Origin of the sequence: Ruegeria sp. HKCCD7559 (assembly GCF_013110575.1) — a bacterium.
GTDB lineage: Bacteria > Pseudomonadota > Alphaproteobacteria > Rhodobacterales > Rhodobacteraceae > Ruegeria.
On record NZ_WVQU01000001.1, the window covers coordinates 477,905 to 490,408 of the forward strand.

Consider the following 12,504-nt stretch of genomic DNA (forward strand, 5'->3'; position numbering starts at 1 on the left):
ACATGCCAGTCAAAAACCGCTTTGCCGAATTGCAGAATGAAATCACGGAATGGAGAAGGGATCTGCACGAAAATCCAGAGATCCTGTTTGAGACCCACCGCACCAGCGCGAAGGTGGCCGAGAAGCTGAAGGAGTTCGGCTGCGATGAGGTGGTGACCGGTATCGGACGTACCGGTGTCGTGGGGGTGATCAAAGGCAAGTCGGACAGCAAGGGAAAGGTGATCGGCCTGCGCGCAGATATGGATGCGCTGCCGATCCATGAGGCGACGGGGTTGGACTATGCCTCGAAAACGCCGGGCGCAATGCATGCCTGCGGCCACGATGGCCACACGGCGATGCTGCTTGGTGCGGCGAAGTACCTGTCTGAAACCCGCAATTTCGATGGCACGGTTGTTGTGATCTTCCAGCCTGCCGAAGAGGGCGGCGGCGGTGGTCGTGAAATGTGTGAAGATGGCATGATGGACCGCTGGAATATTCAGGAAGTCTACGGCATGCACAATTGGCCGGGTCAACCTGTGGGCAAGTTCGCCATCCGCCCCGGTTCTTTCTTTGCCGCAACCGATCAGTTCGACATCACTTTTGAAGGGCGCGGCGGTCATGCTGCCAAGCCGCATGAAACAGTAGATACCACGGTACTGGCCGCGCAGGCGGTGTTGGCGCTTCAGACGATTTCCTCGCGCAATGCCGATCCGATCGATCAGGTCGTGGTGTCGGTGACGTCGTTCGAGACCTCGTCGAAAGCGTTCAACGTGATCCCGCAGACTGTTCAGATCAAGGGTACCGTGCGCACCATGAGCAAGGATATGCGGGATCTGGCCGAAAAGCGGATCAATGAGATCTGCAATGGTGTGGCGGCAACGTTCGGAGGCACCGCCGATGTGACCTACATCCGTGGGTATCCGGTGATGGTGAACAGTGAAGAGCAGACTGAGTTTGCCGCAGCTGTTGCCCGGTCGGTATCCGGCGATTGCGACGATGCGCCTTTGGTTATGGGCGGCGAGGATTTTGCGTTTATGCTGGAGGAGCGCCCTGGCGCCTATATTCTAGTTGGTAACGGCGATACGGCCATGGTTCACCACCCGGAATACAACTTCAACGATGAGGCGATTCCCGCCGGGTGCAGCTGGTGGGCAGAGATCGTCGAGCAGCGGATGCCGGCGGCCTGATGGGGCGGGTGGGGGCTCTGCCCCCACACCCCCGGGATATTTTTGGCCAGATGAAGAGGGATCCCGCCTGATCACGTCAGGTTGAGCGAACAGCAAAGCGTTTCCACGACGGAGTCCAGTGCGTTGCTTTGCGTCTGGACGCAGGATTGGGCGGCGCTGCGGGCCCGGGTCAGGGCTTGATCGTCTGAAAGCCAAAGGTCGACCGCCGCAGAGAGATCTGTTTCGGTTCGAACCTCGATGGCGCCACCGGCTTTGATCATCGGCGCGAAAGTTTCAGCAAAATTGAAGTATCCAGGGCCGGTTATCACGGCGGCTCCGGCCTGGGCGGGTTCGAAAGGGTTGTGGCCGCCGATGTTTTTCAGGGAACCGCCCAGGAACACGATGGGAGACAGAGCGTACCATGTGCCGGTCTCGCCCAATGTATCGGCGACATATACCTGGGTTTCGGTTTCGATCGGGGAACTATCTGATCGGAACGCGGCGCTAAGATCGGAGGCGTCCAGTAGTTTTGCGATATCGCAACGGCGCTCTGGGTGGCGGGGGATCAGCAGCAGCAGCAGATCGGGCCAGCGTTCCAGAAGTGATTGATGCGCGGCCAGAACGATTTCCTCTTCACCGGCATGGGTTGAACTGGCGATCCACACAGGTCTGCCAGAAATCCGAGAACCGATGTCATCCAGCGTGCCGTGGTCTATGGGAAGAGGGTCTGACATGGCCTTGAGATTGGTGCCGGGCCGGACGCGGCCGGCAGGGGCACCCATGGCTGTCAGGTTGGCTGCGGTTTTGTCGTTTTGCGTCAGGAACAGGTTGAATTTGTTCAATACGAACCGCGCTGTTCTGGGGCGTTTTTTCCAACCGGCAACGGACTTGTCCGACAGTCGTGCATTCAGAAGGGCCAGCGGAACGGCGTGTCTGGCGCTTTCGACGATCAAACGCGGCCAAATCTCACTTTCGACGAAAACCCCGCCCTCTGGTTGCCAATGGTTCAGAAAGCGCCGGACCGGGCCTGCCGTGTCAAGCGGCGGGAATTGATGCCGTGTACGGGGCGGCAGGCGTTTTTCGATCAGAGCCGCTGAAGTCGGGGTGCCGGAGGTGATCAGAAACTCGGCCTCGGGCAGGCGGCCTGCCAGCCGTCTGATCAGGCTGAGGACCGAAAGGCTTTCACCGACGCTGGCGGCGTGGAACCAGATCAAACGCCCATTTGGTCTGGGCAGGCTGGCATGGCCAAGGCGTTCTTGTTGCCGCTTATCAGGTACGTTTGCTGCACGCAGCTTGTTCCGAACGACCCGCCATATCAGAGGCGCGGCCAGAGACGTTAGGGCGCAGTACACATGGTACAACGCCGTGGGGCGGCCGTCATGATCCGGCATATCAGCCGCCTGTATGGCTCATGTGACGGCTCATCCGGCCATCGACGGCTTGGCGGGAATAGTCGAAGTCATGCCCTTTGGGTTTGAGATTGATCGCAGATCGGATTGCGTCTTCAAGTGGCTGTTCGGTATCGGGATGATCGCGCAGGGCGCCGCGCAGGTCGGCCATGTCTTCCTGACCCAGGCACATGTAAAGCTCGCCCGTGCAAGTCAGGCGAACCCTGTTGCAGCTTTCACAGAAATTGTGCGACAGCGGCGTTATGAAGCCAATTTTCTGGCCGGTTTCCTCGAGCCGCACGTAACGGGCCGGGCCACCGCTGCGTTCGGCCAGATCGGTGACCGAATAGTGGTTTTCGTATTCTTTCCGGACGTCCTTGAGCGACCAGTATTGATCCAGGCGGTCTTCGTTGCCAATATCACCCATGGGCATGACTTCGATCCAGGTCAGATCCATATCCCGCTGGGCGCACCATTCCGTGATTTTGGGAAGTTCGGGCTCGTTGAACCCTTTCAGGGCAACGGCGTTTATCTTGATCCGCAGGCCAGCTTTTTGCGCGGCGTCGATTCCGTTTAAAACCTGTTTCAGGCGACCCCAGCGCGTCACCTTGGCGAACTTGTCATCATCCAGAGTGTCCAGCGAGACATTCACCCGACGCACACCGGCCGCATATAGATCATCGGAAAATCGGTGCAGTTGCGATCCGTTGGTTGTCAGCGTCAGCTCCTTCAATGCACCGCTGTCCAGATGACGTGTCATCGAATTGAAGAACGTCATGATGTTGCGACGCACCAAAGGCTCACCACCGGTAATGCGCAGCTTTTCGACCCCCATTCTGACGAAGGTCGAACACATCCGGTCCAGTTCCTCCAAAGTCAGCAGGTCTTTCTTGGGCAGAAAGGTCATGTTCTCGGACATGCAATACACGCAGCGGAAGTCGCAGCGGTCCGTGACGGAGACGCGGAGATACGTGATGGCGCGGGCAAACGGGTCGATTAGCGGAGCTGTCATGCCATTATAGGTAAAGCTGGAACATGCTCGCGACAAGGGCGAACTGTGCTTTGCGCTGGAACAGCTGGGCGCAGGGTTGTAGGTTTCCGGCATGAAGAAAATACTTGTTTTGACATGCGTAATGACGGCCGGATGCGATGCCGTGCAGTCAACGACTGACCGAGTGTTCGGCGGGGGCGACGCGCCCGCCCAAACGGTGCCTGACACGGAAGCCGGCACCGCAGTTGCCGAAGAGGTGTTGCAGCCCGAACCGGTTTCCGCGCGCCCGAACTGGGTTGGGGCGAAAACCACCATCGCCGGGCTTGGGGATCCGACCACTCCGGGGCGTTGGATGCAGACACCGCTGGTGGACAGCGAGGTTACGGCACGTGTCGTCGTGCCACGAACCGGGGCGCAGGCCTATATTACGTTGGTCCCGGTTCCCGGTCCGGACAGCAGCGGCAGCCGCTTGTCACTGGACGCCATGAGGGCCCTGTTGGTGCCCTTCGACGAACTTGTCGAGCTTGAGGTCTATGTGGACTGATTTTTCAGGTATTTGCCTGCTTCACGGCGGGCAAACGGCTTCATGGCATCACCGTTTTGGTTCAGAAAGGCGATCACGCGTTCTGGGTCATGTTTGGACAGTTCACGCAGCCACCAGGCTATGGATTTCTGGATGAACCAGTTGCGGTCCGAAACATATCCCGCAGCCCAGCCAAGGATGCGGTCACGGCGGTGCAGATCGTCAGGCTTGGGGTGGTTCTGTTTGGTCCAGGGCAGGGTTGCGATCAAGGCCGCGCGCCGGGTCCACATGTGATCGGACCGGGTCCACAGTTCAACCTCGTCCAACCGTTCGGGATCTGCTGAAAGCCGTTTTTGCATCGCCATGCACGCGTGGTCCGCAACGGCCCAGGCATCGAAATCCGGCAGCCAGCTTTGAAGCAAATTCCAAACCGCCCCATCCGGTCGGATGCGTGCCTGAGTCAAAAGCTTGGATGCAGCAAGCCGCCCTTCGTGGATGTTGCTTTGCCATAGCCCGTCCGCCAATGCGACCCGCGCCGGTACGTCCAATTCTTTCCGCCACGCCTTGGTCAGGTCGTTGAGAACCGGGTTCGCGACGCCCAGATATATGCGATCCGCCTTGTGGTAGCTGGCCATCTGGGTCGCCCGCTCGGGGTCACCATGCGCTTTGATCTGATCTAGATATCCACTCAGCATCGGGCTCACATCGGTACGCCGGTTGGCTTTCCATCAATCGTATGGCTGTTCCTTTCCACCCAATACGAGCGGATGTCCTCGTCTGATTTTCCATCCACCCATTTCTGCATCGTATCGCGGTCGGATTGGAATTCCATGAAAGGCACGGCATAGCCGCAAGAGGTCTGCACCATGTCGATCGTCTGGTCATAGATCTGCCGTGCGCTTCGGTGATTTGGGAACAGGCCGGCAAAGTCGTCCCATCCATCATCCCCGAGATGCAGGCAACGTGCCGTGCCATAGGTGCGCAGGATCATCGGGCGCGTGGTGAAGGAACACCACATCAGCGTCATCCTGTTGACCTGCAAAAGATGCCCCGCCGTTTCATTGCCACTGCCGGTCAGGTTCATCCAGACGATGCGGTTCGGCCCCAATATCCGCAGCGAATCCATTCCCTTGGGGGAAATATTGACACGACCTTCGGCCCCGGCGGTGCCGACGAAGAACATATGCTGATCTTCGATGAACTTTTGATGCGCTTCCTCAAGCTGCGGGAACTGCTTGGCCATAATTCACTCCACCGTGACCGACTTGGCCAGATTGCGCGGCTGATCCACATCGGTGCCCTTGGCAACCGCCGTGTGATAGGCCAGCAATTGCGCGGGAACCGAATACAGGATCGGTGCAAGACTGGTGTGAACATGCGGCATGCGGATGGTGCTCCAGACTCCGTCGCCGGCCTCGTCAATGCCGTCATCATCAGAGACCAGGATCACCTTGCCCTTGCGCGCCATCACTTCCTGCATGTTCGACACGGTCTTGTCGAACACGGTGTCACGGGGTGCCATGACGACCACGGGCATATGCTTGTCGATCAGGGCGATGGGGCCGTGTTTCAACTCTCCTGACGCATAACCTTCGGCGTGGATATAGCTGATTTCCTTGAGCTTCAGCGCGCCTTCCATTGCCAGCGGATACATCAGGCCACGGCCCAGAAACAGGACGTCGCGCGCCTCGGACAGGCGTTGGGCGGCTTTGCGGATCGCCCGGTTCTGATCGAGCGCGGCGTTCAGCACGGTCGGCAACCCGCGCAGAGCGGCGGCATGATCGGCGATGTCCTCACCCGTCATCGTGCCCCGGTCTGCTGCGGCCTTGAGCGCCAGCATCAGCAGCACGCTCAGCTGACAGGTGAAGGCTTTGGTCGAAGCCACGCCGATTTCGACACCGGCATGGATCGGCAAGGCGATATCGCTTTCCCTTGCAATCGAGCTTTCGGGGACATTGACGACCGAAACGATCTTGTCTGCCTTGCCCTCACAGTACCGCAACGCGGCCAGCGTGTCGGCGGTTTCGCCCGACTGGCTGACGAAAAGCGCCAGTGTTCGATCCGTGATCGGAGGCTCGCGATAGCGGAACTCGCTGGCGATATCGACCTCTACCGGCATCTTGGCCAGTTGCTCGAACCAGTATTTCGCGGTCAGGCAGGCGTAAAACGCGGTGCCGCAGGCCACCATGGTCAGACGGTCCAGCTTGCTGAAATCCAGATCGGCATCGGGCAGTGCCACGCGGTCACCACCCGTGGGCAGGTAGGACCGGATCGCCTCTGCCACAACGATGGGCTGTTCAGCGATTTCCTTGGCCATGAAATGCTTGTGCTCGCCCTTGTCCGCGCGCGTATGATCCAGCTTAATCTTGCGCTTTTCCCGGTTGGCCAACTCACCGGCTTCGTTGCGGATTTCAAGCGACGTTCGCGTCAGAACCGCGCGGTCGCCTTCTTCCAGATATGTGATCTGGTTGGTCAGAGGCGCCAGGGCGATGGCGTCAGAGCCCACATACATCTCACCATCCCCATGTCCGATGGCCAGCGGTGATCCCTTGCGGGCCGCCACGATCAGGTCGTCCTCTCCGTCGAACAGAAAGGCCAGCGCAAAGGCGCCTTCCAACTGGTCGATCGTCTTGAACGCGGCCTCAACCGGGGACAGGCCCGAGTTCAGGTGGTGTTCCGTCATGAGGGCGACCGTTTCCGTGTCGGTTTCGGTTTGGAAATCAACACCATGTTCGGCCAGTTCGGCCCTCAGGTCGCGATAGTTTTCGACGATGCCGTTATGAACGACGGCCACCGGGCCCGCCTTGTGCGGATGTGCATTGTTGACCGACGGGGCGCCATGCGTGGCCCAGCGGGTATGGCCGATGCCGGATTTTCCGGGAAGGGGATCATGCACCAGAAGATCGCTGAGGTTGACCAGCTTGCCAACCGCGCGCCGCCGGCCCAATGCGCCGTCGTTGACGGTTGCAATCCCGGCGCTGTCATAGCCGCGATATTCAAGCCGTTTCAGGGCTTCTACCAGAATAGGGGCGGCCTCGTGCTGCCCCAAAACACCTACTATTCCACACATATCTCAGGCCTTTTTATCGCGGCGAGCCTTTTTCGCCTTCAACATATCAAACAATTTACGTGCATATCCGGGCTTGTTTTCCTGCTTGGCCCGCGCAACAGCCAGCGCATCAGGGTCCACATCCCTGGTCACGACAGTGCCAGTCGCGGTCATCGCGCCGTCGCCCACTGTGACCGGCGCTACCAGCATGGTGTTCGAGCCGACAAAGACATTCTCACCAATCGTGGTCTTGTGCTTCATCACGCCATCATAGTTGCAGGTGATCGTGCCTGCGCCGATGTTGGTCGCAGCGCCAACCGAAGCGTCCCCGATATAGCTGAGGTGATTGACCTTCGCGCCTTCGGCGATTTCGGCATTCTTGATCTCGACAAAATTGCCCACCCGCGTGTTTTCGGCCAGTTCGGCACCGGGGCGCAGGCGCGCGTAGGGGCCGACGACAGCGCCCCGGCTGACATGGCAGCCTTCAAGATGCGAAAAGGCGCGGATCGTTGCGCCGCTTTCGACCGTGACGCCCGGGCCGAACACCACATTCGGTTCGATCACCGTATCGCGCCCGACCACCGTATCCGCGGCCAGATACACCGTGTCAGGCGCCATCAAGGTGACACCCAGGTCAAGCAGCTCGGCACGGGCGCGCGTCTGAAATACGGCATCGGCGGCCGCCAGATCAGCGCGAGAGTTCACGCCCAGCGTCTGCGCCTCGTCGCACGCGACTGCGGTCACGTTCAGCCCCCGGCGGCGCGCAATTTCAACCACGTCGGTCAGATAGTATTCGCCCGAAGCGTTGTCGTTTCCGACCTCATCGATCAGCGAAAACAGCAGCTGCGCATTGCAGGCCAAAAGCCCTGAATTGCAGAATGTTATGGATCGTTCTTCATCCGACGCATCCTTGAATTCAACAATGCGTTCCAGCACGTCGCCAGTCATAACCAGCCGGCCATAACGGGCAGGATCGGCTGCTTCAAAGCCAAGAATGACAAGGTCATTCCCGGACCGTGCCTCGATCATCCTTTCCAGCGTGTCGGGCTGCAAAAACGGGGTGTCGCCATAAAGAACAACCACATCACCTTCGAACCCGCTCAATGCGCTTCGGGCCTGGGCGACCGCATGGGCCGTGCCCAACTGGTCTTCCTGCACGGTGATCTGCGCCCCTTCATCCTCGGCCCGTGCAACCTTTGCCACAGCTTCGGACCCGTGGCCGGTGACGATCACGGTGTGTTCGGGCGACAGGACAGATCCGGCGCGCATCGCATGGATCAGCATCGGAACCTGAGCGATGGGATGCAGAACTTTGGGAAGGTCCGAATTCATCCTGGTGCCTTTTCCGGCGGCAAGGATGACAAGGGCAGTGGTCATGAATTCGTTTTCTCTTTGTGTTTTGTTGCCGTCCGTTTTATCCGCTGAGGTCAAAGGCGCAAGCCGTTCGGCCATCAAACAAGATTGCCGATTGAAACAGGATACGGCGAAAACCTGCCGAGCAAGGGGGCGAAATGCGCACCGTCATCTTCGATCTGGACGGCACTTTGGCGGATACATCCGGCGATTTGCTTGCGGCCGCGAACCATTGTTTCCGCAAGATGGGGCACGGGGATGTACTGGTCCACGGGCCGGATTCCGGTGTGGCGCTGCGAGGTGGACGCATGATGCTGACCCACGGGCTGAAACGTGTCGGGGCCTATGACGAGGATACGGTGCAGGCCTATTATCCGGTTCTTCTTGAGGCCTACGCGCAGGACATCGACACCCACACCAGTTTCTATCCCGGCGCACTACAGGCGGTCGAGATGCTGAGTGACGCGGGTTACGGTGTGGGCATTTGCACGAACAAACCGGAACATCTGGCCGAATTGTTGCTGACTCGCTTGGGGGTGCGGGACCGTTTTGCATCTTTGGTCGGGGCCGATACGCTGCCGGTACGCAAACCGGACCCGGCGCCGTTGCGTGAAGCCGCGCGCCGTGCCGGGGGAGATCCGGACTTGTGCGTACTGGTCGGAGACTCGGATACCGACCGCAATACCGCCAGGGCGGCGGGCGTTCCTTCGGTGCTGGTTACCTTCGGGCCATCGGGGGATGACATGGCGGCGCTGGAACCCGAAGCCCTTCTGCATCATTTTGATGACTTGCCCGGCCTCGTGCCTGATCTGATCGGTGCGGCAGCCTGAAACCTTGACCGGACCCTTTCGGAGCCTCAGAACAAGACCATGACCGACGTATTCTCTGGCAGCTTTACGCAGCAGGAACCCCTTCCGGAAGAAGCAATCGAAGCGGCACTGGCCGTTCTGCGCCATGGACGTCTGCATCGTTACAATGTCGTCCCCGGAGAGTTGGGGGAAACGGCGCTGCTGGAGCAGGAATTTGCGGCGCAGATGGGGGCCAAATACTGTCTGGCGGTTTCGTCTGGCGGTTACGCTCTGGCCACGGCCCTGCGTGCGGTTGGCGTGCAGCCGGGCGACCCGGTTTTGACCAATGCGTTTACGCTGGCGCCGGTGCCGGGGTCGATTGCCTCGGTCGGAGGGCGGGCAATTTTTGTGGGAGTGACGGAAGAGCTGACCATCGATCTGGATGATCTAGAGGGCAAGCTGGATCAAGCGCGTGTTCTGATGCTCAGCCATATGCGTGGGCATCTGTGTGATATGGACCGGCTGATGCAGATGTGTGACGCGGCCGGGGTGATCGTGATCGAGGATTGCGCACACACGATGGGTGCAGCCTGGCGCGGTCAGTTGTCAGGACGGCAGGGCGCGATCGGGTGCTATTCCTGCCAGACCTACAAGCATGTCAATTCGGGCGAAGGGGGCTTGCTGGTCACCGATGACGAGGAACTGGCGGCCAAGGCTACGATGTTGTCGGGGTCCTACATGTTGTACGAACGCCATCTTGCGGCGCCGGGGCCGGACGTGTTCGAACGGATCAAATACACCACGCCCAACGTCTCGGGCCGGATGGACAATTTGCGCGCCGCCATCCTGCGCCCGCAATTGCGGGATCTGGACCGGCAGGTGGAACGGTGGAACGAACGTTATCGCGAGATCGAAGCCGGGTTGCGGGGCACGTCGGGACTGACGATCGTCGAACGGCCCGAAGAAGAAACCTATGTCGGGTCTTCGATTCAGTTCTTGCTGCTGGATTGGGTGCCTGAACGGATAGCCGAAGTCATCAGCCGTTGCGCCGCGCGTGGGGTTGAGCTGAAGTGGTTCGGCGGTGCCGAACCGACAGGATTCACGTCGCGCTATGACAGTTGGCGATATTTCGATAGCGAGCGGATGCCTGAAAGTGACCGCGTTCTGGCCGGCGTTATGGATATGCGCGTGCCTTTGACGTTTTCCCTGGAGGATTGTCGATTGATCGCCCGGATCATCCGGGCTGAGGTGAGCGCGGTTTATCAGTCTTGACCAAGCGGAGTGCGCCTGCGGCGCACGCTCGATCTTTTGAAACGCCGCCCTTTTCGGGGCGGCGTTTTCTGTTTCGGACGCGCTGCCACAAAGATTGACCGGCGGCAGATTCGCTGCTAGAGATTTATTGAACACTTGTTCATTAAAGCGGAGGGAAGACGCAGATGTTCATGGCCACGATGAAATTCGATCTGGGTGAGGATGTGAATGCCCTGCGCGAGATGGTGCATCGCTGGGCGCAGGAGCGAGTCAAGCCGATGGCGGCCGAGATCGACGCCACCAATGCCTTTCCGAATGAGCTGTGGAAAGAGATGGGAGAGCTTGGTCTGCTGGGTGTTACCGTGCCGGAAGAGTACGGCGGTGCAGGCATGTCCTATCTGGCGCATACGATCGCCGTAGAAGAGGTCGCGCGCGCTTCAGCTTCGGTTTCTTTGTCATACGGGGCGCATTCGAACCTGTGCGTGAACCAGATCAAGCTGAACGGCAATGAAGAACAGAAGCAAAAGTACCTGCCGCGGCTTATCTCGGGCGAGCATGTGGGGGCGCTGGCCATGTCGGAACCTTCGGCCGGGTCGGATGTGGTGTCGATGAAGCTGCGCGCCGAAAAGCGGAACGACCATTACCGTCTGAACGGCAACAAATACTGGATCACCAACGGGCCGGATGCGGATACTCTGGTGGTTTATGCCAAGACGGACCCCGATGCCGGATCAAAGGGTATTACCGCATTTCTGATCGAAAAAGAGATGAAGGGTTTTTCAACCTCGCCCCATTTCGACAAGCTGGGTATGCGCGGGTCGAACACGGCTGAGCTGATCTTTGAAGATGTAGAGGTTCCGTTCGAGAACGTGTTGGGCGAAGAGGGCAAGGGTGTTGCCGTGCTCATGTCGGGGCTGGATTATGAACGGGTCGTGCTGGCAGGCATCGGGACCGGCATCATGGCCGCCTGTCTGGACGAAGTGATGCCTTATCTGGCTGAACGCAAGCAGTTCGGCAAACCCATCGGCAGCTTTCAGTTGATGCAGGGCAAGATTGCCGACATGTACACCGCGATGAACTCGGCGCGGGCCTATGTTTACGAAGTCGCCAAGGCGTGTGACCGCGGTGACGTGACCCGGCAGGATGCGGCAGCGTGTTGCCTTTACGCGTCGGAACAGGCGATGGTTCAGGCCCATCAGGCGGTTCAGGCGCTGGGCGGGGCGGGCTTCCTGTCGGATGCGCCGGTCAGCCGGATTTTCCGGGATGCCAAGCTGATGGAGATCGGTGCAGGCACCAGCGAGATTCGCCGGATGCTGATCGGCCGCGAAATGATGAATGAAATGCTCTGAAAGAAAAAACACCCTGCGGACGAGGTAACCGCAGGGCGCTTTGGAAACGGGATCAGAACCGATGGACGTAGGAAACACCGACCAGCCAGGGATCGATTTCCGCGGTGCCGATGGGGGCGCCGTTGAGCGAGACGTCCGAGTCAATGTCGAACCAGCGCACGTTCAGGCGGATCGCCCCGTTGTCGGTGACCATGTAATCCAGACCGGCCTGCAACGAGACGCCGAAGGAGTCATCGACCTTGATGTTGCCCAGGGGCGATTGCTCGTCGAAGAAGATCGTATAGTTGAGACCGGCGCCGACATAGGGTTTCCAGGCGCTGTTGGTCGGGAAGTGATAGTTCAGCGACAGGGTGGGCGGCAGGTGCTTGACCGTGGCCGCGTCCGTACCGCCAAGGGCCACGGTGTGTTTGAACGGGGTCGCCGCCAGAAGCTCAATGCCCAGGTTGTCGCGAATAAAGTACTCGGCGGTGAAAATCGGGCGGGTGTCCGCGTCGATCGTCGCTGCCGCACCGGCCAGCGTGCCGTTGTCGGATTTCGGATCCAGATAGCCAACACCGATACCCAGCGTCCAGTCCCCTTGCGACTGGGCCAAAGCCGGAGCCGCCAGGGCGACCAGCGCGGTAGACAGTGTCAAAACGGCGAGTTTCTTTGTCATATTCTTGCCTTT

At 59.5% G+C, this 12,504-nt stretch carries 12 protein-coding genes; 5 read left to right on the top strand and 7 right to left on the bottom strand.

Annotated features, from left to right (window positions below):
* The first annotated feature begins 2 nt into the window (after positions 1-2).
* Positions 3-1,166: a M20 aminoacylase family protein gene (locus GS605_RS02350; RefSeq protein ID WP_171631096.1), complete on the top strand. Its 1,164-nt coding sequence runs from the start codon at positions 3-5 to the stop codon at positions 1,164-1,166.
* 71 nt (positions 1,167-1,237) lie between these two features.
* On the opposite strand, the gene GS605_RS02355 is transcribed toward GS605_RS02350, so the two are convergent.
* The gene (locus GS605_RS02355) at positions 1,238-2,536 is read right to left on the bottom strand and encodes a 3-deoxy-D-manno-octulosonic acid transferase (RefSeq protein ID WP_171722944.1); all 1,299 of its coding nucleotides are present in this window, start codon (positions 2,534-2,536) and stop codon (positions 1,238-1,240) included.
* A gap of 1 nt (position 2,537) precedes the next feature.
* Positions 2,538-3,545: a GTP 3',8-cyclase MoaA gene (gene moaA, locus GS605_RS02360; protein ID WP_171631101.1), complete on the bottom strand. Its 1,008-nt coding sequence runs from the start codon at positions 3,543-3,545 to the stop codon at positions 2,538-2,540.
* A gap of 91 nt (positions 3,546-3,636) precedes the next feature.
* Between moaA and GS605_RS02365 the strand changes: the two genes are divergently transcribed.
* Entirely contained in the window at positions 3,637-4,068 is a 432-nt protein-coding gene (locus tag GS605_RS02365; RefSeq protein ID WP_171631103.1) for a hypothetical protein, read from the top strand.
* Here the strand turns inward: GS605_RS02365 and GS605_RS02370 are convergent.
* From GS605_RS02370 to glmU, 4 genes are read right to left on the bottom strand one after another with little or no spacing between them, the layout of a single operon-like run.
* Positions 4,056-4,742 (bottom strand): DNA alkylation repair protein, encoded by a 687-nt coding sequence (locus GS605_RS02370; protein WP_171722945.1) that lies wholly within the window; start codon positions 4,740-4,742, stop codon positions 4,056-4,058. The genes GS605_RS02365 and GS605_RS02370 overlap by 13 nt on opposite strands.
* A 5-nt stretch (positions 4,743-4,747) precedes the next feature.
* Complete coding sequence (locus tag GS605_RS02375; protein ID WP_171722946.1) at positions 4,748-5,290, bottom strand: pyridoxamine 5'-phosphate oxidase family protein; 543 nt, start codon at positions 5,288-5,290, stop codon at positions 4,748-4,750.
* 3 nt (positions 5,291-5,293) lie between these two features.
* Positions 5,294-7,117 (bottom strand): glutamine--fructose-6-phosphate transaminase (isomerizing), encoded by a 1,824-nt coding sequence (glmS, locus tag GS605_RS02380; protein WP_171722947.1) that lies wholly within the window; start codon positions 7,115-7,117, stop codon positions 5,294-5,296.
* 3 nt (positions 7,118-7,120) lie between these two features.
* Positions 7,121-8,473 (bottom strand): bifunctional UDP-N-acetylglucosamine diphosphorylase/glucosamine-1-phosphate N-acetyltransferase GlmU, encoded by a 1,353-nt coding sequence (glmU, locus tag GS605_RS02385; protein ID WP_171722948.1) that lies wholly within the window; start codon positions 8,471-8,473, stop codon positions 7,121-7,123.
* Positions 8,474-8,607: 134 nt separating this feature from the next.
* Between glmU and GS605_RS02390 the strand changes: the two genes are divergently transcribed.
* The 3 genes from GS605_RS02390 to GS605_RS02400 all read left to right on the top strand — a co-directional run bounded on the left by GS605_RS02390 (position 8,608) and on the right by GS605_RS02400 (position 11,837).
* Complete coding sequence (locus GS605_RS02390; RefSeq protein ID WP_171227943.1) at positions 8,608-9,279, top strand: HAD-IA family hydrolase; 672 nt, start codon at positions 8,608-8,610, stop codon at positions 9,277-9,279.
* A gap of 39 nt (positions 9,280-9,318) precedes the next feature.
* Positions 9,319-10,509, top strand: a complete 1,191-nt coding sequence (locus GS605_RS02395) for a DegT/DnrJ/EryC1/StrS aminotransferase family protein (protein WP_171722949.1) — start codon at positions 9,319-9,321, stop codon at positions 10,507-10,509.
* 164 nt (positions 10,510-10,673) lie between these two features.
* Positions 10,674-11,837: an isovaleryl-CoA dehydrogenase gene (locus tag GS605_RS02400; protein ID WP_171115013.1), complete on the top strand. Its 1,164-nt coding sequence runs from the start codon at positions 10,674-10,676 to the stop codon at positions 11,835-11,837.
* Between the two features lie 52 nt (positions 11,838-11,889).
* Here the strand turns inward: GS605_RS02400 and GS605_RS02405 are convergent, their stop codons facing one another.
* The gene (locus GS605_RS02405; protein WP_171722950.1) at positions 11,890-12,492 is read right to left on the bottom strand and encodes an OmpW family protein; all 603 of its coding nucleotides are present in this window, start codon (positions 12,490-12,492) and stop codon (positions 11,890-11,892) included.
* Positions 12,493-12,504: the final 12 nt, after the last annotated feature.

What these genes read in the sequence shown, in the direction of transcription:
- GS605_RS02350 (WP_171631096.1), top strand. Translation starts at nt 3, where the DNA reads ATGCCAGTCAAAAACCGCTTTGCCGAATTGCAGAATGAAATCACGGAA.
- GS605_RS02355 (WP_171722944.1), bottom strand. Translation starts at nt 2,536, where the DNA reads ATGCCGGATCATGACGGCCGCCCCACGGCGTTGTACCATGTGTACTGC.
- moaA (WP_171631101.1), bottom strand. Translation starts at nt 3,545, where the DNA reads ATGACAGCTCCGCTAATCGACCCGTTTGCCCGCGCCATCACGTATCTC.
- GS605_RS02365 (WP_171631103.1), top strand. Translation starts at nt 3,637, where the DNA reads ATGAAGAAAATACTTGTTTTGACATGCGTAATGACGGCCGGATGCGAT.
- GS605_RS02370 (WP_171722945.1), bottom strand. Translation starts at nt 4,742, where the DNA reads ATGCTGAGTGGATATCTAGATCAGATCAAAGCGCATGGTGACCCCGAG.
- GS605_RS02375 (WP_171722946.1), bottom strand. Translation starts at nt 5,290, where the DNA reads ATGGCCAAGCAGTTCCCGCAGCTTGAGGAAGCGCATCAAAAGTTCATC.
- glmS (WP_171722947.1), bottom strand. Translation starts at nt 7,117, where the DNA reads ATGTGTGGAATAGTAGGTGTTTTGGGGCAGCACGAGGCCGCCCCTATT.
- glmU (WP_171722948.1), bottom strand. Translation starts at nt 8,473, where the DNA reads ATGACCACTGCCCTTGTCATCCTTGCCGCCGGAAAAGGCACCAGGATG.
- GS605_RS02390 (WP_171227943.1), top strand. Translation starts at nt 8,608, where the DNA reads ATGCGCACCGTCATCTTCGATCTGGACGGCACTTTGGCGGATACATCC.
- GS605_RS02395 (WP_171722949.1), top strand. Translation starts at nt 9,319, where the DNA reads ATGACCGACGTATTCTCTGGCAGCTTTACGCAGCAGGAACCCCTTCCG.
- GS605_RS02400 (WP_171115013.1), top strand. Translation starts at nt 10,674, where the DNA reads ATGTTCATGGCCACGATGAAATTCGATCTGGGTGAGGATGTGAATGCC.
- GS605_RS02405 (WP_171722950.1), bottom strand. Translation starts at nt 12,492, where the DNA reads ATGACAAAGAAACTCGCCGTTTTGACACTGTCTACCGCGCTGGTCGCC.